Source organism: Streptomyces umbrinus (assembly GCF_030817415.1).
Lineage (GTDB): Bacteria > Actinomycetota > Actinomycetes > Streptomycetales > Streptomycetaceae > Streptomyces > Streptomyces umbrinus_A.
Genome location: NZ_JAUSZI010000002.1, coordinates 9,503,077 through 9,522,149, shown reverse-complemented (window position 1 = coordinate 9,522,149; position 19,073 = coordinate 9,503,077). Strand labels below are relative to the sequence as shown.

At 70.9% G+C, this 19,073-nt stretch carries 15 protein-coding genes; 1 reads left to right on the top strand and 14 read right to left on the bottom strand.

The annotated features are described in order from the left end of the window. Window position 1 precedes the first annotated feature (1 nt). Both QF035_RS42085 and fmt read right to left on the bottom strand, forming a co-directional pair. A complete protein-coding gene (locus tag QF035_RS42085) occupies window positions 2-1,435 on the bottom strand; it encodes an RsmB/NOP family class I SAM-dependent RNA methyltransferase (RefSeq protein WP_307526663.1) in 1,434 nt (477 codons plus the stop codon). A gap of 417 nt (window positions 1,436-1,852) precedes the next feature. Continuing rightward, window positions 1,853-2,785 carry a methionyl-tRNA formyltransferase gene (gene fmt / locus QF035_RS42080; protein ID WP_307526662.1) on the bottom strand — a complete coding sequence of 311 codons (933 nt, stop codon included), beginning with the start codon at window positions 2,783-2,785 and terminating at the stop codon, window positions 1,853-1,855. Between the two features lie 301 nt (window positions 2,786-3,086). On the opposite strand from fmt, the gene QF035_RS42075 reads away from it, so the two are divergent. Beyond that, a complete protein-coding gene (locus QF035_RS42075; protein ID WP_055618799.1) occupies window positions 3,087-3,635 on the top strand; it encodes a hypothetical protein in 549 nt (182 codons plus the stop codon). Between the two features lie 107 nt (window positions 3,636-3,742). Here the strand turns inward: QF035_RS42075 and QF035_RS42070 are convergent, their stop codons facing one another. From QF035_RS42070 to QF035_RS42015, 12 genes are all read right to left on the bottom strand, one after another. After that, window positions 3,743-5,911: a primosomal protein N' gene (locus tag QF035_RS42070; protein WP_307526660.1), complete on the bottom strand. Its 2,169-nt coding sequence runs from the start codon at window positions 5,909-5,911 to the stop codon at window positions 3,743-3,745. A 448-nt stretch (window positions 5,912-6,359) separates the two neighbouring features. Beyond that, the gene (metK, locus tag QF035_RS42065; RefSeq protein WP_307526658.1) at window positions 6,360-7,568 is read right to left on the bottom strand and encodes a methionine adenosyltransferase; all 1,209 of its coding nucleotides are present in this window, start codon (window positions 7,566-7,568) and stop codon (window positions 6,360-6,362) included. A gap of 237 nt (window positions 7,569-7,805) precedes the next feature. Beyond that, the gene (coaBC, locus tag QF035_RS42060) at window positions 7,806-9,008 is read right to left on the bottom strand and encodes a bifunctional phosphopantothenoylcysteine decarboxylase/phosphopantothenate--cysteine ligase CoaBC (RefSeq protein WP_307526657.1); all 1,203 of its coding nucleotides are present in this window, start codon (window positions 9,006-9,008) and stop codon (window positions 7,806-7,808) included. Window positions 9,009-9,110: 102 nt separating this feature from the next. Next, window positions 9,111-9,383 carry a DNA-directed RNA polymerase subunit omega gene (rpoZ, locus tag QF035_RS42055; RefSeq protein ID WP_030610454.1) on the bottom strand — a complete coding sequence of 91 codons (273 nt, stop codon included), beginning with the start codon at window positions 9,381-9,383 and terminating at the stop codon, window positions 9,111-9,113. A gap of 37 nt (window positions 9,384-9,420) precedes the next feature. Then, window positions 9,421-10,014 (bottom strand): guanylate kinase, encoded by a 594-nt coding sequence (gmk, locus tag QF035_RS42050; RefSeq protein WP_307526656.1) that lies wholly within the window; start codon window positions 10,012-10,014, stop codon window positions 9,421-9,423. 38 nt (window positions 10,015-10,052) lie between these two features. Further along, window positions 10,053-10,376: an integration host factor gene (locus QF035_RS42045; protein ID WP_005319887.1), complete on the bottom strand. Its 324-nt coding sequence runs from the start codon at window positions 10,374-10,376 to the stop codon at window positions 10,053-10,055. Window positions 10,377-10,632: 256 nt separating this feature from the next. Beyond that, the gene (pyrF, locus tag QF035_RS42040) at window positions 10,633-11,481 is read right to left on the bottom strand and encodes an orotidine-5'-phosphate decarboxylase (protein WP_307526653.1); all 849 of its coding nucleotides are present in this window, start codon (window positions 11,479-11,481) and stop codon (window positions 10,633-10,635) included. Beyond that, window positions 11,478-12,587: a quinone-dependent dihydroorotate dehydrogenase gene (locus tag QF035_RS42035; RefSeq protein ID WP_307526652.1), complete on the bottom strand. Its 1,110-nt coding sequence runs from the start codon at window positions 12,585-12,587 to the stop codon at window positions 11,478-11,480. Before QF035_RS42035 ends, pyrF begins: the two co-directional genes overlap by 4 nt. 109 nt (window positions 12,588-12,696) lie before the next feature. Further along, the gene (carB, locus tag QF035_RS42030; protein ID WP_307526650.1) at window positions 12,697-16,005 is read right to left on the bottom strand and encodes a carbamoyl-phosphate synthase large subunit; all 3,309 of its coding nucleotides are present in this window, start codon (window positions 16,003-16,005) and stop codon (window positions 12,697-12,699) included. Continuing rightward, window positions 15,998-17,182, bottom strand: a complete 1,185-nt coding sequence (gene carA, locus QF035_RS42025) for a glutamine-hydrolyzing carbamoyl-phosphate synthase small subunit (RefSeq protein WP_307526648.1) — start codon at window positions 17,180-17,182, stop codon at window positions 15,998-16,000. Before carA ends, carB begins: the two co-directional genes overlap by 8 nt. Then, window positions 17,179-17,790 carry a PH-like domain-containing protein gene (locus tag QF035_RS42020; protein WP_307526646.1) on the bottom strand — a complete coding sequence of 204 codons (612 nt, stop codon included), beginning with the start codon at window positions 17,788-17,790 and terminating at the stop codon, window positions 17,179-17,181. Before QF035_RS42020 ends, carA begins: the two co-directional genes overlap by 4 nt. Further along, on the bottom strand, window positions 17,787-19,073 hold the full coding sequence (locus QF035_RS42015; RefSeq protein ID WP_055613848.1) for a dihydroorotase: 1,287 nt from the start codon (window positions 19,071-19,073) through the stop codon (window positions 17,787-17,789). The genes QF035_RS42020 and QF035_RS42015 overlap by 4 nt, the downstream gene beginning before the upstream one ends.

Sequence of the window (19,073 nt, the reverse complement as noted above, 5' to 3'; positions counted from 1 at the left end):
CTCAGGCGGTCCGGCGGATGAGCGCCAGATACATGGCGTCGGTCCCGTGCAGATGCGGCCACAGCTGTACGTCGGGGCCGTCGCCCAGCGCCGGTACGCCGGGGAAGAGCGGGCGGGCGTCGAGGAGTTCGGCCGAGCCGCCGCCGTGCTGCTTGAGCACGTCGTCGACCACGGCCCGGGTCTCGGCGAGGTGCGGCGAGCAGGTGGCGTACCCGACGACACCGCCGACCCGCACCGAGTCGAGTGCCGTACGCAGCAGTCCGCGCTGCAACGGCGCGAACCCGTCCAGGTCGTCGGGGCGCCGCCGCCAGCGGGCCTCGGGACGACGACGCAGCGCGCCAAGACCCGTGCAGGGCACGTCCATCAGTACGCGGTCGAACGTGCCCGGACGCCACGGCGGCCGTGTCCCGTCGGCGGCGATGACCTGGTAGGGCCCCGGGTTCCCGGCGAGCGCCCTGGCGACGAGGCCGGCGCGGTGCGGCTGCTTCTCGGAGGCGAGCAGTACGGCTCCTCGCTCGGCGGCGAGTCCGGCGAGCATGGCCGCCTTGCCGCCGGGTCCGGCGCAGCCGTCGAGCCATGCCTTGTCCGGTCCGTCGAGGGGCGCGTTGGCGAGGGCGAGCGCCACGAGCTGGCTGCCCTCGTCCTGCACGCCCGCACGCCCTTCGCGTACGGCGTCGATGGCGCCCGGCTCGCCGCCCTCGGACAGCCGCACGGCGTACGGCGACCAGCGCCCCGGCAGCGCGTTCTCGTCACCGAGCGCGCCGAGGATCTCATCGGCGGTGGAGCGCCCCGGGCGGGCCACGAGGGTCACCTCGGGCCTCTCGTTGTCGGCTTCGAGGAGATCCTCGATCCCGGCGCGCCCGCCCCCCAGCGAGTCCCACAGCGCCGAGACGACCCATCGTGGATGCGAGTGCACCACGGCGAGATGGTCCTCGGGGTCCTCGTCGTAGGGCGGCGCGACCAGCTCGAGCCAGCCGTCGAGATCGTGCTGCGCGATCTTCCGCAGCACGGCGTTGACGAACTTCGCCCGCCCGTCCCCGAGCACGACCCTCGCCAGCTCGACCGACGCGGACACGGCGGCATGCGTCGGGATCCGCGTCCCGAGCAGCTGATGCGCGCCGAGGCTCAGCACATCCAGCACCGGCGGATCGACTTCGCGCAGCGGCCGGTCGACACACGCGGAGATGACGGCGTCGTACGTCCCTTGCCGCCTCAACGTCCCGTACACCAGCTCCGTGGCCAGCGCCGCGTCCCGCCCGTCGAAGTCCCCCTTCTCCCGCGCCTTCCGCAGCAACGGCGGCAACACGAGATTCGCGTACGCGTCCCTCTCGTCCACCGCCCGCAACGCATCGAAGGCAAGCATCCGCACGGGGTCCTGCTTGGGACGACGGTACGGCTTGCCCTGCTGCCGGGGCCGACGGGACTGCTCGTTCACGTAAAAGGTGCTCCGGATCGTGGAAGAGGTACGGCCCCAGCCTACGTCGCGCTGACGCCCGTGCTCCTTCTCAGGGCACGGGGAACAACATGCTTTCGGGGGGGTACGGGGGCGCAGCGCGGGTCCTGTCCTTTCCGGGCCGCGAGAAGCGGCACGCTTTCAGGCGCGGGGGCGGCTCGTTCTTCAGGGGCGCGGGGAACTGTGCATCTTTTAGGGCGCGGGGGCGGATGCACCTTTGGCGGCGCCGAGAACTGCGCACCTTGAGGGCACGGGGATCAGCGCACCCTTTGGGGGCGCGGGGAACTGCGCAATCTTTTAGGGGCGCGGGGAACTGCGCGGCCAGCCCCCACCGGCCCGCACCCGACAACCGACCCCTCACACCCCACCCACATCGAACCGACCGCCGAAAACGACCGCTCAGCCCCCAACCACCTCGCCGGCCCCGATCCGAACCCCCCGCGCCCAATCCGCCGCCCGCATCGGCTTCTTCCCCTGAGCCTGCACCCACAGCAACTCGACGGCACACGACCCGGTACCCACGTACACATTGTTCTTGCCGACGCCCAGCGCCCCCGGAGCGAGATCCGTCCGCTCAGGAGCAAGCGCAACCTGGATCAACTTGAGCCGCTCCCCCCGGAACACGGTCCACGCCCCCGGCGCGGGAGTGCACCCGCGCACGACCCGGTCGACACGAAGCGCGGGCGCGGCCCAGTCCACATGCGCGTCCTCGACGCTGATCTTCGGCGCCAGCGTGACACCGTCCCCCGGCTGCGGCACGGCCTTGAGCGTGCCGTCCTCGATCCCGTCCATGGTCGCGGCCAGCAGCCCCGCCCCCGCGAAGGCGAGCCGCGTCAGCAGATCCCCGCTGGTGTCGGTGGGCCGCACCTCCTCGGTGACGGTCCCGTAGACGGGCCCGGAGTCGAGCCCCTCCTCGATGAGAAACGTGGAGGCCCCGGTGATCTCGTCCCCGGCCATGACCGCGTGCTGCACGGGCGCCGCCCCACGCCAGGCGGGCAGCAGCGAGAAGTGCAGATTGACCCAGCCCTGGGCGGGGATGTCGAGCGCGACCCGGGGCAGCAACGCACCGTAGGCGACCACGGGACAGCAGTCCGGCGCGATCTCCCGCAACCGTGCGAGAAACGCCTCGTCCCGCGGCTTCACCGGCTTGAGCACCTCGATACCGGCCTCCTCCGCCCGCTCGGCGACGGGGCTCGCGACAAGCCTCCGCCCCCGCCCCGCCGGCGCGTCGGGCCGGGTGACGACGGCGGCCACCTCATGCCGCCCGGAGGCGATCAGGGCGTCCAGAGCGGGAACGGCGACCTCGGGGGTACCGGCGAAGACGAGCTTCATGGGTGACAGTCGGCCTCTCGGGCGAATTCGTGACGGGCAGCACACCAGTCTATGGGGCGGCGCGGACCGTGCGAGCGGTGCGGGCAGTTCGGGCGGGACTCACTCGTCGCGAGGCGGAAGGCGGGGCCGAGGACGAAGGCCGAGGCGAGCGCACGCCCAGCCGCCGGGGGCGTACGCATATGCCCCCACGCCCCATAAGCGTGACCACTCACCCTCAAACGCGTTGGTCAAGAAAGAGTTGACCAAAACGGGCCGCACTCGCGGCCCGGTCCTTTTCAACGCCGGTTCGAGAGGCTTGTTCATGGCCGACCACGCAACCCACGACGCCCAGGCTCGGGCCAGCCTGCACTTGCTGGTGCGGGACATCGAGCGGGTCCGCCGGCAGGTGGACGCACTGCGCACGCTGACAGCCCAGCTGGGCAACGTCTACCGCCCGCGCCGCTCCGGCCCGTCCACGGGCTTCGTCGTCTACGGGCGGGCGCCCGCCCCGACCGTCCGCCTCGCCCAGGAGCTGCGGGACAGCGTCGAGACCCTGGTCACGGCCGCCGTGGACTTCGACCGCTCACTGGGCTTCTCGTGGGACGCGGTGGGCTCGGCGCTGGGGGTCACCAAACAGGCGGTGCACCGCCGTTACGGCGCCCGCCGAGCCGCGGCCCAGGCCGCCGCAGAGGCCGAGCGCGCCACGGAACCGTCGGGCTCCTCCCGCACGGTCGCCGTCAACACCGGCCTCCCCACGGTCCCCGCGGCCCGTTCCATGCCGATGCCGATGCCCACGCAGCCGACGGCGGGCAGCTCCACGCTCCGCGAGGAGATCAGGCCGACCGCCTTCCCGGGCCCGCGCAACGGCTGACCCCACACCCACCTGTCTGCCCCCGACCAGCCTCGGGGGCAGACCCGTTTGCCCGAACGAACACCCGCCGACGCCCGGCCACCCCCACGACCCCGACACGGCAACGGTCACCCAATGTCCGGCGGATCAACCCGAATCCGCACCGCGTCACTCCCCCCGCCGCCACCGCTGCCCCCGCTCCCCCCACGAGCCATCCGAGCCGCCTGAGCGTTCTTCAAAGCGGAGGCCAGCGCGGCCCCCTTCCCCGGCGGCACCCTGATCAGCGCCCGCTCCCACGGCTCGCCCACGGGTGGCGCCCCCGTCCGCCGCGGCCGCCCGGGATCCGCCGGAGGCACCGGCACGGGCCCCAACACCTCGGCCTCACGCGGCAGTTCGACCGCGGCGAGGAACCCGGCGAGTGCCTCCGCCGTCCCGGACACGGCGGCCATCCGCGACACGGGCGGGAAACCGAGCTCAGCCCGCTCGGCCAGCTCACGGACCGCGTGCCCGACCGGATCCCACCGCACCAGCGCCTGCACCGGCCGCAGCGTCGGCTCGGCGACGACCACCACGGTCCCGCCGTCCCGCTGCCCCCGCACCAGCGCCGCCGCACCGATCCACCGCCGCAACGCGTCCTCGCCGGCCCGCAGATCGGGCCGCCCCAGCATCGCCCAGCCGTCGAGCAGCAGCGCGGCCGCGTACCCGCCCTCGGCCACGGGCTCAGCACCCGGCGTGCTGACGACCAGCGCGGGTGCCCCCGGCACGGTGTCCAGGATCTGCTCGCGCCCCGACGTCCGCACAGGGACCGCCGGAAAGGCCCGCCCGAGCTCCTCGGCGGTCCGCCGCGCCCCCACGACCTGGGCCCGCAGCCGGAACCCACCGCACTCGGGACAGCGCCACTCCGGCTCGTCCCGACCGCACCACCCGCAGCGCAGCCCGCCGGCGTCCTGCCCCTCCAACGGCCCGGCGCAGTGCCGACAGCGAGCGGCCGCCCGGCACTGCGCACAGGCCATCCGCGGCACATAGCCACGCCGCGGCACCTGCACCAGCACCGGCCCCTGCTTCAGCCCTTCCCGTACGACCTGCCAGGCGAGGGTGGGCAGCCGTGCGGCCCGCGCCGCCTCGTCGCGCGCGAGATCCCCGTCCCCCACGGTCCGTACGAGCGGAGCCGCCCCCCGCACCTGCTCCCGCTCGGCGACGATCGGAGCCGCCCAGCCGCTCTCCACGAGCTGCGCGGCCTCGACGGTGCAGCTCCAACTTCCCAGCAGGAACGCGCACTTGTCGTGCGCGGCCCGCAGCAACAGCACCTCCCGCGCATGCGGCTGGGGGGCGTGCAGCTCGCTGTGGCTGCCGTCCCCGTCGTCCCACATGGCGACAAGCCCCAGATCCTGCACAGGCGCGAACATGGCGGCCCTGGTGCCCACGACGGCCCGTACGGACCCTCGCCGCACCGCGAGCCACTGCCGGTACCGCTTCTCGGGTCCGGCCTCGGCGGTGAGCACGGCGTGCCGCCCCTCGCCCAGCACGGAGGTCAGCGCGGCGTCGACCCGGCTGACGGCCCGCCCGTCCGGCACGACGACGAGCGCTCCACGGCCCGAGGCGAGCGTCGCCCCCACGGCCCGCGCCAACTCCTCGGCCCAGCCTGGCCCCGGCAGCGCGTTCCACACGGCCCGGGGCGCCCCGCCGCCCGCGAGCGACTCGACGAAGGCGGCCCCCCGCGAGTACCGGGCCCAGGACCCCACCCCCGGCGCCTCGGGAACCGGCAACGGCTCGGGCGACGGCTTCTGCTCGGCTCTGGCGTTGCGCGGGGGCACGGCCAGCTGGAGCACATCGGCCAGACTCCCCGCGTACCGATCGGCGACGGCCCGGGCGAGCCCCAGCAACTCCTCGCTCAACACGGGCTCGGGCGACACGACTTGAGCGAGCGCGGCCAGCGGCCCGGAGTAGTCGGACTCGGCCAGCCGCTCGATCAGGAACCCGTCGATCAGTCCCCCGCCCTCGCGCCGCCCCTCCCGCACGCGATGCCGCCCGGCCCCGAACCGCACCCGCACCCGCACCCCCGGCTGCGCGTCGGCGTCGAGCTCCTCGGGCACGGCATAGTCGAAGTACCGGTCGAGATGCAGCACGCCCTTGTCGACGAGCACCCGCGCCACGGGCAGCTCCTTGGCGACGGCGGCCCCCCGCCAGGTCCGCGGCTTGGCCCGCGGCGCCTTCCGCACGGCGTCCCGAATCAACGCAAGCTGCTCGGGCGGGGCACCCTCGGCCCCACCTTCACCACGCCCATCCGTGCTGCTCACAGCAACATTCCTACCAGACCCCACTGACACCGCCGCGCGCCCGAGATCAGGCCGGCCGCGGATCGCGAACGCCCCTGGGGCGCTTCTGCCATGGGCCACTCGGCCATACCGGTCCAGGACCGGCAGCAGGATTCGAACCTGCGAGGGGACAACCCGGAAGTATCCGCAACCATCGCACCGGGCGCGACGACGTCAGCTCCTCCCGAGTTCAGAACGGCAGCGGTACATGAACCAGATTCACCGCACGCACTCGACGCACTCCACCGAAGTAACCGCGACCTGCGCACCGGGAGGACCGCCAGCGTACGAAGTCCGACGACAGCCGTGCCAACCATTTGTCGGCCCCTCCGTCTGCCCGCGGAATCCGACGGGCGGACAACGGCGAGGCCCGGCGCCCCTGAGGGGGTGCCGGGCCTCGCCGAAACAGCTGGCCGAAAAACAGCAGGACCTACAGCCCCGCAGCCTTCCGCAGCGCGTCCACCCGGTCCGTCTTCTCCCAGGTGAACTCGGGCAGCTCACGGCCGAAGTGGCCGTACGCGGCGGTCTGGGCGTAGATCGGGCGGAGCAGGTCCAGGTCGCGGATGATCGCGGCCGGGCGGAGGTCGAAGACCTCGGTGATGGCCGTCTCGATCTTCTCGGCGTCGACCTTGGCGGTGCCGAAGGTCTCGACGAAGAGGCCGACGGGCTCGGCCTTGCCGATCGCGTAGGCGACCTGGACCTCGCAGCGGGTGGCGAGGCCCGCGGCGACGACGTTCTTGGCGACCCAGCGCATGGCGTACGCGGCGGAGCGGTCGACCTTGGACGGGTCCTTGCCCGAGAAGGCGCCGCCACCGTGGCGGGCCATGCCGCCGTAGGTGTCGATGATGATCTTGCGGCCCGTGAGGCCGGCGTCGCCCATCGGGCCGCCGATCTCGAAGCGGCCGGTCGGGTTGACCAGCAGGCGGTAGCCCTCGGTCTCCAGCTTGATGCCGTCGTCGAGGAGGGCCTTCAGCTCCGGCTCGACCACGAACTCGCGGATGTCGGGGGCCAGGAGCGAGTCCAGGTCGATGTCCGACGCGTGCTGCGAGGAGACGACGACCGTGTCCAGGCGGACCGCCTTGTCGCCGTCGTACTCGATGGTGACCTGGGTCTTGCCGTCCGGGCGCAGGTACGGGATCGTCCCGTTCTTGCGGACCTCGGAGAGGCGGCGCGACAGGCGGTGCGCGAGGTGGATCGGGAGCGGCATCAGGGCCGGCGTCTCGTCCGTCGCGTAGCCGAACATCAGGCCCTGGTCGCCCGCACCCTGCTTGTCGAGCTCGTCCTCGTCACCCTCGACCCGCTTCTCGTACGCCGTGTCGACGCCCTGCGCGATGTCGGGCGACTGGGATCCGATGGACACCGAAACGCCGCAGGAAGCGCCGTCGAAGCCCTTCTTCGAGGAGTCGTAGCCGATCTCGAGGATCTTGTCGCGCACGAGCTGCGCGATCGGCGCGTACGCCTTGGTGGTGACCTCTCCGGCCACGTGCACCAGGCCGGTGGTGATCAGCGTCTCCACGGCGACCCGGGAATGCGGGTCCTCACGCAGAAGCGCGTCGAGAATGGTGTCACTGATCTGGTCAGCGATCTTGTCGGGGTGACCCTCGGTCACAGACTCCGAGGTGAACAGGCGACGGGACACAACGCTCCCTGAGGTTGCAGCGGCTGCTGGCTGATCATTGGCGGACGCCCGGGGGCTGCGCCCGGCGTCGTCCGAGAACAGTTTATCGGTCGCGCTCTGCCGCCGGGCTACTGTCTCGCCTCTCGGAAGCGCTGTGACCTGCGGCACGGGCATTCTGCGACACGAAGAACCTTCTGCGCCAGGCTCCCACACCCCGATCCGACGGTTCCAGCGGGTCTGTTGAAGCGAATGAGACATTCACCCGATGCGACGCGCCACGAGATCCCACACGGTCTCGGCCAGGGCTTCCTTGGGCCCGTACGGCACCGCGGTCTCGCTTCCGTCGGCGCCGAGCACCACCGCCTCGTTCTCCTCGGAGCCGAAGGTCTTGCGTTCGCCGACCTCGTTCACCACGAGAAGGTCGCAGCCCTTTCGCCGAAGTTTCGTGCGGCCGTTGGCCAGTACGTCGTCCGTCTCGGCGGCGAATCCGACGATCACCTGGCCCGGGCGGGCGCGGTCCGCCGAGATTTCCGCGAGGATGTCCGGATTACGGACCAGAACGATCGGCTCCGGTTCCTGGCCGTCCTTCTTCTTGATCTTTCCGGCCGCGTATGCAGCGGGCCTGAAGTCCGCGACCGCCGCCGCCATCACCACGGCATCGGCGTCCGGCGCGGCCTTCAGCACGGCCTCGCGCAACTGCACGGCGGTCCCTACCTGTACGACGTCGACACCGGCCGGGTCCGGCATGCCGGTGTTCGCGGCGATCAGCGTGACCCGGGCGCCCCGGGCGGCTGCGGTGCGCGCGAGGGCGTACCCCTGCTTCCCGGAGGAGCGGTTGCCGAGGAAGCGGACCGGGTCGAGCGGCTCGCGCGTGCCGCCGGCACTGACGACGACGTGCCGGCCTGCGAGGTCGGGCTCGGTGACGCCGCGCGCGAGCACCCTGCGGCAGACCTCGAAGATCTCCGACGGCTCGGGCAGCCGCCCCTTGCCCGTGTCCACACCGGTCAGGCGCCCCACCGCGGGGTCGATGACGACGGCGCCGCGGCGGCGCAGCGTCGCCACGTTCTCCTGGGTGGCCGGGTGCTCCCACATCTCGGTGTGCATGGCGGGGGCGAAGACCACCGGGCACCGGGCGGTGAGCAGGGTGTTCGTCAGCAGGTCGTCGGCGAGGCCGTGGGCGGCCTTCGCGAGCATGTCCGCGGTGGCGGGGGCGACGACGACCAGGTCGGCCCCCTGACCGATGCGGACGTGCGGGACCTCGTGGACGTCCGACCAGACCTCGGTGGACACGGGGTGGCCGGAGAGCGCGGACCAGGTCGCGGCGCCGACGAAGTGCAGCGCGGACTCGGTCGGAACGACCCGCACGTCGTGCCCCGACTCGGTCAGCCTCCGCAGCAGCTCACAGGCCTTGTACGCGGCGATGCCACCGCTGACCCCCAGCACGACCTTCGGCTTGTCCACGTCTCTCCCCAGACCTCGGAAAACGTACGCCCCCATCACACACCACAGGCCCGGCAGTCGCGCTGCCAGGCCTGTGGAAAAGCAAACTGCAAGCCGAAAATACTACTGCGCCGGGCCTTCGACGGCCTCCGACGTCAGGAGACCCGCGTTGATCTCGCGCAGGGCGATCGAGAGCGGCTTCTCGTGGACGTGGGTGTCGACGAGGGGACCGACGTACTCAAGGAGGCCTTCACCGAGCTGCGAGTAGTACGCGTTGATCTGGCGCGCGCGCTTGGCGGCGTAGATCACGAGGCTGTACTTCGAGTCGGTTGCCTCGAGGAGCTCGTCGATCGGAGGGTTGATGATGCCCTCGGGCGTGGTGATGGAAGAGGACACGCTCTGCCTTCCGAAAGGTGGAAAATGACCTGAAAAATCAAACAACTTCCATCAAGGCTAGCAGCTCACGCGCCACGTCCTCGACGGAGGTGTTGACCAGGGTGATGTCGAACTCCGGCTCGGCCGCCAGTTCGATCTTGGCGGCCTCCAGCCGGCGCTCGATGACCTCGGGCGGCTCGGTGCCCCGCCCGGTGAGTCTGCGCACGAGCTCCTCCCAGGAGGGAGGGGCCAGGAACACCAGCAGAGCGTCCGACATGGACTCGCGGACCTGCCGGGCTCCCTGGAGATCGATCTCCAGGAGGACCGGCTCGCCCGACTCCAGCCGTTCGAGCACGGCCTTGCGCGGTGTCCCGTAGCGATTGCCCGCGAACTCCGCCCATTCGAGCAGTTCGCCGTTGGCGATCAGCTTGTCCATCTCCTCGTCGCTGACGAAGAAGTAGTGGACACCGTGCTTCTCCCCGGGGCGCGGCCTGCGGGTCGTCGCCGACACCGAGAGCCAGACCTCGGGGTGTTCCTTGCGCATATGGGCGACGACCGTGCTCTTGCCGACCCCGGAGGGGCCGGAGAGCACGGTCAGCCGCGGACGTACGTCCGGGGGTACGGGGGTCGTCCCCCGGGGTGTTGCAGCCATGCGGCGATTATCCAGGTTCTCAGGGGTGCCCGAGAACGTCAGGCAGCACCGCCGCCGAACTCGCGCTCAAGAGACGCGATCTGATTGGAGCCGAGACCGCGCACACGGCGGCTCTCGGAGATGCCAAGTCGCTCCATGATCTGCTTGGCGCGGACCTTGCCCACGCCCGGCAGGGACTCCAGGAGGGCGGAGACCTTCATCTTGCCGATGACGTCGTTCTCCTGGCCCTGCTTGATGACCTCGTGAAGGGAGGCGCCGGAGTGCTTGAGTCGATTCTTGACCTCGGCCCGCTCCCGGCGAGCCGCGGCGGCCTTTTCGAGCGCGGCTGCGCGCTGTTCAGGGGTAAGGGGCGGAAGAGCCACGCCTACGTCACCTCGGATGTCGAACTGTCGGATACGGACCGGTGAGGAACCTAGTCGCCCCACACCTGGGGAGCAACGAGCAACGCTCTTGCCCGTTCACTCTGCGTCGGAGACTAGCGGGCAAGTCCGCCGGAGTCAGCGAGAACAGCGGAAAAGTCCTGGTCAGCCTCCATCGAGTCCGACATTCCGGACAAAATGCCCCGGATTTGAGGATGTATTCAGACTCGGGACGCCTGAAGGACGCCCACGAAAAGCGCTAGGCAGACGCCACGGCCGCCCTGATCTGCTCCGCGAAGAGGTCCGATGACGCGCGTAGCGAGCCGATGTCGGGACCGTGACGCAGAACACCCCGGCTGACATTCGGGACCACCTGGTGCACCGCCGCGCCGAACACGCCCGGCAGATCCGCCGGCGTGGCCCCCTGTGCACCGATTCCGGGCGCGAGGAGCGGGCCGTTGATGTCGAGGTCGTACGAGGACAGATCGCCGAGCGTGGCTCCGACGACCGCCCCGAAGGAGCCCATCGGGGTCTCCCCCGCGTTCTCCTCGGCGAGATGGGCCAGCATCGTCGCGCCCACGTTCCGCAGGGCCGTGTCCTCGGGGCGTACCGCGTGCTGCACCTCGCCGCCCTCCGGGTTGGAGGTCAGCGCGAGCACGAACAGTCCCGATCCGCTCTCCCGCGCGAGGTCGACCGCCGGCTTCAGCGATCCGTAGCCGAGGTACGGCGAGACGGTGAGCGCGTCGGAGAAGAGCGGCGAGCCCTTCTCCAGGAAGGCGGAGGCGTACGCCGCCATGGTCGAGCCGATGTCGCCGCGCTTGGCGTCCATGACGACCAGCGCCCCGGCCGCTCGCGCCTCCTCGACCGACTTCTCCAGGACGGCGATGCCGCGCGAACCGAAGCGCTCGAAGAACGCGCTCTGGGGCTTGAGCACGGCGACCCGGTCGGCCAGTGCCTCGACGACGGTGCGGCTGAAGCGCTCAAGACCCGCGATGTCGTCGTTCAGGCCCCAGTCGGCGAGCAGGGAGGCGTGCGGGTCGATCCCGACGCACAGCGGCCCACGCTCGTCCATGGCGCGGCGCAGCCGCGATCCGAAGGGCTCAGTCATACCGTCGTCTTCCTCACGTCGGCGCCGACCGCGTCGGCGAGGGTGGCATGCGGGCTGGTGCGCAGGCGGGCGGCGAGGCCCTTGTGGATGGCGCGGCCCCAGAAGGGGCCCTCGTAGACGAAGGCGCTGTAGCCCTGGACGAGCGTGGCGCCCGCGAGGATCCGCTGCCAGGCGTCCTCGGCGTTCTCGATCCCGCCGACGCCCACGAGGGTGATGCGGTCCCCCACGCGCGCGTAGAGACGCCGCAGCACCTCCAGGGAGCGTGCCTTCAGGGGGGCGCCCGAGAGTCCGCCGGCCTCTCCGACCAGGGTGGATTCGGACTTCAAACCGAGCCCCTCGCGCGCGATGGTGGTGTTCGTGGCGATGATCCCGTCCAGGCCCAGTTCGACGGCGAGGTCGGCGACGGCGTCGACGTCCTCGTCGGCGAGGTCGGGCGCGATCTTCACCAGCAGCGGAACGCGGCGCGTGGTCACCGTCCGGTCGGCGGCCTCACGGACGGCGGTCAGCAGCGGCCGCAGCGACTCGGTGGCCTGGAGGTTGCGCAGCCCGGGCGTGTTCGGCGAGCTCACGTTGACGACGAGGTAGTCGGCGTACGCGGCCAGCCGTTCGGTGGACTTCACGTAGTCGGCGGCGGCCTCGGCCTCCGGGACGACCTTGGTCTTGCCGATGTTGACGCCCACGACGGTCCTGAAGACGGGCGTACGGGCCGCCAGGCGGCCCGCCACGGCCTCGGAGCCCTCGTTGTTGAACCCCATGCGGTTGATCAGCGCGCGGTCCGGCACAAGGCGGAACAGGCGCTTCTTGGGATTGCCGGGCTGCGCCTCCCCCGTGACCGTGCCGATCTCGACGTGGTCGAAGCCGAGCATCGACATCCCGTCGATGGCGACCGCGTTCTTGTCGAAGCCCGCCGCGAGGCCGAACGGCCCGTGCATCCGCAGCCCGAACGCCTCGGTCCGCAGCTCCTTGTGACGGGGTGCGAGCACGGCGGCGACGAAGGTCCGCAGGACAGGGACACGGACGGCGAGCCGGATCCAGCGGAAGGCGAGGTGGTGGGCCTGCTCGGGGTCCATGCGCTTGAACACGAGCCGGAAGAAGAGCTTGTACATGTTCGGTTTCCTCATGAAGAGGCTGGTCCCGCAGCCCCGAAGGGCGCGGGGAACTGCGCGACCAGCCACAGCGGACCCGCAGACGAAGCACCCGCGGCAAGCGGAGCGCTCAGTCGCGAGCCGCGGTCAGATGTTCCGCGTGTTCCTGCAGGGAACGCACACCCACGTCACCGCGGTTGAGCGCGTCGATGCCCTGGACGGCCGCGGCGAGCGCCTGGACGGTCGTCAGGCAGGGCACGGAGCGGGACACGGCCGCCGTACGGATGTCGTAGCCGTCGAGGCGGCCCCCGGTGCCGTACGGCGTGTTGACGATGAGGTCGACCTCGCCCTCGTGGATGAGCTGGACGATCGTCTTCTCGCCGTTCGGTCCCTCGCCCTCGGACTGCTTGCGCACGACGGTGGCGTTGATGCCGTTGCGCTTGAGCACCTCGGCCGTGCCGGACGTGGCGAGCAACTCGAAGCCGTGGGCGACCAGTTCACGCGCCGGGAAGATCATCGAGCGCTTGTCGCGGTTGGCGACCGAGATGAAGGCACGGCCCTTGGTCGGCAGCGGACCGTACGCGCCCGCCTGGGACTTGGCGTACGCCGTGCCGAACACCGAGTCGATGCCCATGACCTCGCCGGTGGAGCGCATCTCCGGGCCGAGGATCGTGTCGACGCCGCGGCCGTGGATGTCGCGGAAGCGCGACCACGGCATGACGGCCTCCTTGACGGAGATCGGGGCGTCCAGCGGCAGTTCACCGCCGTCGCCGACGGCGGGCAGCAGCCCCTCGGCGCGCAGTTCGGCGACGGTCGCGCCCAGCGAGATCCGGGCGGCGGCCTTGGCCAGCGGCACCGCGGTCGCCTTCGAAGTGAAGGGAACGGTGCGCGAGGCACGCGGGTTGGCTTCGAGGACGTACAGGATGTCGCCCGCCATCGCGAACTGGATGTTGATCAGTCCGCGGACCCCGACACCCTTGGCGATGGCCTCCGTCGAGGCCCGCAGGCGCTTGATGTCGAAGCCGCCGAGCGTGATCGGCGGCAGCGCGCACGCCGAGTCGCCGGAGTGGATGCCGGCCTCCTCGATGTGCTCCATGACACCGCCGAGGTACAGCTCGTGGCCGTCGTACAGCGCGTCCACGTCGATCTCGATCGCGTCGTCCAGGAAGCGGTCGACCAGGACCGGCCGGGACGGGCTGATCTCGGTCGACTCCTCGATGTACGAGGCCAGCCGCGTCTCGTCGTAGACGATCTCCATGCCGCGCCCGCCGAGGACGTACGACGGCCGGACCAGGACGGGGTAGCCGATCTCGTCGGCGATGGCCTTGGCCCCGGCGAAGGTGGTGGCGGTGCCGTGCTTCGGCGCCGGGAGCCCGGCCTCCGCGAGGACCTGGCCGAAGGCGCCGCGGTCCTCGGCGGCGTGGATCGCCTCGGGCGGAGTGCCCACGACCGGCACGCCGTTGTCCTTGAGTGCCTGCGAGAGGCCCAGCGGGGTCTGTCCGCCGAGCTGGACGATGACGCCCGCGATCGGTCCGGCGAGCGTCTCGGCGTGGACGATCTCCAGCACGTCCTCGAGCGTGAGCGGCTCGAAGTACAGGCGGTCGGAGGTGTCGTAGTCCGTGGAGACGGTCTCGGGGTTGCAGTTGACCATCACGGTCTCGTAGCCCGCGTCGCTCAGCGCGAAGGAGGCGTGGACGCAGGAGTAGTCGAACTCGATGCCCTGGCCGATGCGGTTCGGGCCGGAGCCGAGGATGATCACGGCGGGCTTCTCGCGCGGGGCGACCTCGGACTCCTCGTCGTACGAGGAGTAGAAGTACGGCGTCTTGGCCGCGAACTCGGCGGCGCAGGTGTCGACCGTCTTGTAGACCGGGCGCACGCCCAGCGCGTGCCGCACCTCGCGCACCACGTCCTCGCGCAGGCCTCGGATCTCGCCGACCTGGACGTCGGAGAAGCCGTGGCGCTTGGCCTCGGCGAGCAGCTCCGGGTCAAGCCTGTCGGCGGCGGCCAGCTCGTCCGCGATCTCCTTGATCAGGAAGAGCTGGTCCACGAACCACGGGTCGATCTTCGTGGCGTCGAAGACCTCCTCGGGCGTGGCGCCCGCGCGAATGGCCTGCATGACGGAGTTGATGCGCCCGTCGGTCGGCCGGATGGCCTCGGCCAGCAGCTGGGCCTTGTCGCCGGGCTCGCCGACGAACGTGAACTGGCTGCCCTTCTTCTCCAGCGACCGCAGCGCCTTCTGCAGCGCCTCGGTGAAGTTGCGGCCGATCGCCATGGCCTCGCCGACCGACTTCATGGTCGTGGTCAGCGTGGAGTCGGCGGAGGGGAACTTCTCGAAGGCGAACCGCGGGGCCTTGACGACCACGTAGTCGAGCGTGGGCTCGAAGGACGCCGGGGTCTTCTCCGTGATGTCGTTCGGGATCTCGTCGAGGGTGTAGCCGACGGCCAGCTTGGCGGCGATCTTGGCGATCGGGAAGCCGGTGGCCTTCGACGCGAGGGCCGAGGAGCGCGAGACCCGCGGGTTCATCTCGATGACGATGATGCGGCCGTCGTCCGGGTTCACCGCGAACTGGATGTTGCAGCCGCCGGTGTCGACGCCGACCTCGCGGATGATCGCGATGCCGATGTCGCGCAGGCGCTGGTACTCGCGGTCGGTCAGTGTCATCGCGGGCGCAACGGTGATCGAGTCGCCGGTGTGCACGCCCATGGGGTCGAAGTTCTCGATGGAGCAGACGACCACGACGTTGTCGTTCTTGTCGCGCATCAGCTCCAGCTCGTACTCCTTCCAGCCGAGGATGGACTCCTCCAGGAGCACCTCGGTGGTCGGCGAGAGCGTGAGACCCTGGCCCGCGATCCGGCGCAGCTCCTCCTCGTCGTGCGCGAAGCCGGAGCCGGCGCCGCCCATGGTGAAGGAGGGCCGGACGACGACGGGGTAGCCGCCGAGCGTCTCGACGCCCTGGATCACGTCGTCCATGGAGTGGCAGATGACCGAGCGGGCGGACTCGCCGTGCCCGATCTTCGCGCGGACGGCCTCGACGACGTCCTTGAAGAGGTCGCGGTCCTCGCCCTTGTTGATGGCCTCGACGTTGGCGCCGATCAGCTCGACACCGTACTTCTCCAGCACTCCCTGCTCGTGCATGGAGATCGCGGTGTTGAGGGCGGTCTGGCCGCCGAGCGTCGGCAGCAGGGTGTCCGGCCGCTCCTTGGCGATGATCTTCTCGACGAACTCCGGAGTGATCGGCTCGACGTACGTGGCGTCGGCGATCTCCGGGTCGGTCATGATCGTCGCCGGGTTGGAGTTGACGAGGATGACCCGCAGGCCCTCGGCCTTGAGGACGCGGCAGGCCTGGGTGCCGGAGTAGTCGAACTCGGCGGCCTGGCCGATGACGATCGGGCCGGAGCCGATGACCAGGACGGACTGGATATCGGTGCGCTTAGGCACGCTGGCCCTCCATGAGCTCTACGAAGCGGTCGAACAGGTAGGCCGCGTCGTGCGGGCCCGCCGCCGCCTCGGGGTGGTACTGGACGCTGAACGCCGGCTGGTCGAGGAGCTGCAGCCCCTCGACGACCTGGTCGTTCAGGCAGACGTGCGAGACCTCGGCACGCCCGTAGGGGGTCTCGGAGACCTTGTCGAGCGGCGCGTCGACGGCGAAGCCGTGGTTGTGCGCGGTGACCTCGACCTTGCCGGTCGTACGGTCCTGCACGGGCTGGTTGATGCCCCGGTGGCCGTACTTCAGCTTGTACGTGCCGAAGCCGAGGGCGCGGCCGAGGATCTGGTTGCCGAAGCAGATGCCGAAGAGGGGCGTCTTCCGTTCCAGCACGGCACGCATCAGGGAGACGGGGTGCTCGGCCTTCTCCGGGTCGCCGGGGCCATTGGAGAAGAACACGCCGTCCGGCTCGACCGCGTAGATGTCCTCGACGCTCGCCGTCGCGGGCAGCACGTGCACCTCGATGCCGCGCTCGGCCATGCGCTGCGGGGTCATGCCCTTGATGCCGAGGTCCACGGCGGCGACCGTGTACTTCGCGGCACCGATCGGGACGGCTTCGCCGTCGGGGCCGATCGCGGGGACGACGTACGTCTCCTTGGTGGCCACTTCCTCGTAGAGGCTGGCGCCCTTCATCTCGGGGGCCTGGCGCACCTCGGCGAGCATGGTGCCCTCGTCCGGCAGCGCGTTGCCGGAGAAGATGCCGACGCGCATGGCGCCGCGCTCGCGCAGATGGCGGGTGAGCGCGCGGGTGTCGATCCCGCTGATGCCCACGACGCCCTGCTGGACGAGCTCCTCGTCCAGCGAGCGCCGGGAGCGCCAGTTGGAGGGCACGCGCGCGGGGTCCCGTACGACGTAACCGGCGACCCAGATGCGCTTCGACTCGGGGTCGTCGTCGTTCACGCCGGTGTTGCCGACGTGCGGGGCGGTCATCACGACGACCTGGCGGTGGTACGACGGGTCGGTGAGGGTCTCCTGGTAGCCGGTCATGCCGGTGGAGAACACCGCTTCGCCGAAGGTCACCCCCACGGCCCCGTAGGCGCGGCCGCGGAAGGTGCGGCCGTCCTCCAGGACGAGTACGGCGGGAGCCGCCTTTCGCCTCTGTGAGGCAGTTCCCTGGATGGAGGTCGTCATCGTGCGCCTTCCGTCTTGTCGCTCTTGCCGCTCGTGTTGATCATGTTGTTCAGGGTGTCGACCCACTCGTTGTGCTCGGCCGCGTGGTCGGAGCGGAAGCCCGAGTCGATCAGCCGGTCGCCGTGCTCCCAGGTGATGACGAGGAGCCCGCCCTCGGTGAGGACCTTGCCCGCGATGCCCTTGTCGAGCCGGGCCTCACGCAGTTGCGCCACGGGCACGAAGAAGTCGGCCGCTCCGGGGCGTACGACGTCCAGTCCGGCGTCCGTCAGCGTGACCTCGGCCCGGCTGCGGGTGCCCAGGCCGTGCGCCACGATGCGGTCGAGCCACTGCCCGGCGGTGGTGGAGCCGTGGTAGCGGCCACTCATCGAAAGCACAGTCAGTCTGGCCTCGCCGGGCTCTTCCGGCGCGGTGGGCAGCTCGGGAAGGTCGCCCTGGAGCGCGCCGCGCCACTTCCAGCCCTCGCGCATCAGCCAGTAGACGAGCGCGATGAACAGCACGAGGCCGACGAGCCAGCCGATCCGGGCGGCCCAGTCGGTCACTTCCGCGGACTTCTGTTCCGCGGCGATGCCCGCCGCGATCTGCGCTGCAATGGGGTTGAGTGATGTCACGCGAGCTTCCCGTCGACGAGCGTGGCCCTGCCCCGGAGCCACGTGTGCGTGACACGGCCCGGCAGCTCACGACCCTCGTACGGAGTGTTGCGGCTGCGCGACGCGAAGCCCGCGGGGTCCACGGCTCCACGGTATGCCGTGTCGACGAGGGTGAGGTTGGCGGGCTCGCCTGCCGAGACGGGACGGCCGTGACCCTGCGCCCGGCCGATGCCGGCGGGCTTGAACGACATGCGGTCGGCGACCCCGGCCCAGTCGAGCAGCCCGGTCTCGACCATCGTCTGCTGGACGACGGACAGTGCGGTCTCCAGGCCCACCATGCCCATGGCGGCCGCGGCCCACTCGCAGTCCTTGTCCTCGTGCGGGTGCGGGGCGTGGTCGGTGGCCACGATGTCGATCGTGCCGTCGGCGAGCGCCTCACGCAGGGCCATGACGTCGCGCTCGGTGCGCAGCGGCGGGTTGACCTTGTAGACGGGGTTGTAGGAGCGCACCAGCTCGTCGGTGAGGAGAAGGTGGTGCGGGGTGACCTCGGCGGTCACGTCGATGCCGCGGGACTTGGCCCAGCGGACGATCTCCACCGAGCCGGCGGTCGACAGGTGGCAGATGTGCACGCGCGATCCGACGTGCTCGGCGAGCAGGACGTCCCGGGCGATGATCGACTCCTCGGCCACCGCGGGCCAGCCGCCGAGTCCCAGTTCGGCGGAGACGACGCCCTCGTTCATCTGGGCGCCCTCGGTGAGCCGGGGCTCCTGCGCGTGCTGGGCGACGACACCGCCGAAGGCCTTCACGTACTCGAGCGCCCGCCGCATGATCACGGCGTCGTCGACGCACTTGCCGTCGTCGGAGAAGACCGTGACGCCCGCGGCCGACTCGTGCATCGCGCCCAGCTCGGCGAGCTTCTTGCCCTCAAGGCCGACGGTGACGGCACCGATGGGCTGCACGTCGCAGTAGCCGTGCTCCTGGCCCAGTCGGTAGACCTGCTCGACGACACCGGCGGTGTCGGCGACCGGGAAGGTGTTGGCCATGGCGAACACGGCGGTGTAGCCGCCACTGGCCGCCGCGCGCGTACCGGTCAGGACCGTCTCGGAGTCCTCGCGGCCGGGCTCACGCAGATGGGTGTGCAGGTCCACGAGCCCCGGCAGGAGCACCTTGCCGTCGGCCTCGACGACCTCGGCGCCCTCGGCCGACAGGCCGCTGCCCACGGCCGCGATCTCGGAACCCTCGATCAGGACGTCCTGCGGCTCGCCGCCGAGCACCTTCGCACCACGGATAAGGATCTTGCTCAT

Bases quoted from the DNA above. Each gene is read 5' to 3' on its own strand.
- fmt (WP_307526662.1), bottom strand. From the start codon at position 2,785: ATGAAGCTCGTCTTCGCCGGTACCCCCGAGGTCGCCGTTCCCGCTCTG.
- QF035_RS42075 (WP_055618799.1), top strand. From the start codon at position 3,087: ATGGCCGACCACGCAACCCACGACGCCCAGGCTCGGGCCAGCCTGCAC.
- gmk (WP_307526656.1), bottom strand. From the start codon at position 10,014: ATGGCTGCAACACCCCGGGGGACGACCCCCGTACCCCCGGACGTACGT.
- pyrF (WP_307526653.1), bottom strand. From the start codon at position 11,481: ATGACTGAGCCCTTCGGATCGCGGCTGCGCCGCGCCATGGACGAGCGT.
- QF035_RS42035 (WP_307526652.1), bottom strand. From the start codon at position 12,587: ATGTACAAGCTCTTCTTCCGGCTCGTGTTCAAGCGCATGGACCCCGAG.
- carA (WP_307526648.1), bottom strand. From the start codon at position 17,182: ATGACGACCTCCATCCAGGGAACTGCCTCACAGAGGCGAAAGGCGGCT.
- QF035_RS42015 (WP_055613848.1), bottom strand. From the start codon at position 19,073: ATGAGCAAGATCCTTATCCGTGGTGCGAAGGTGCTCGGCGGCGAGCCG.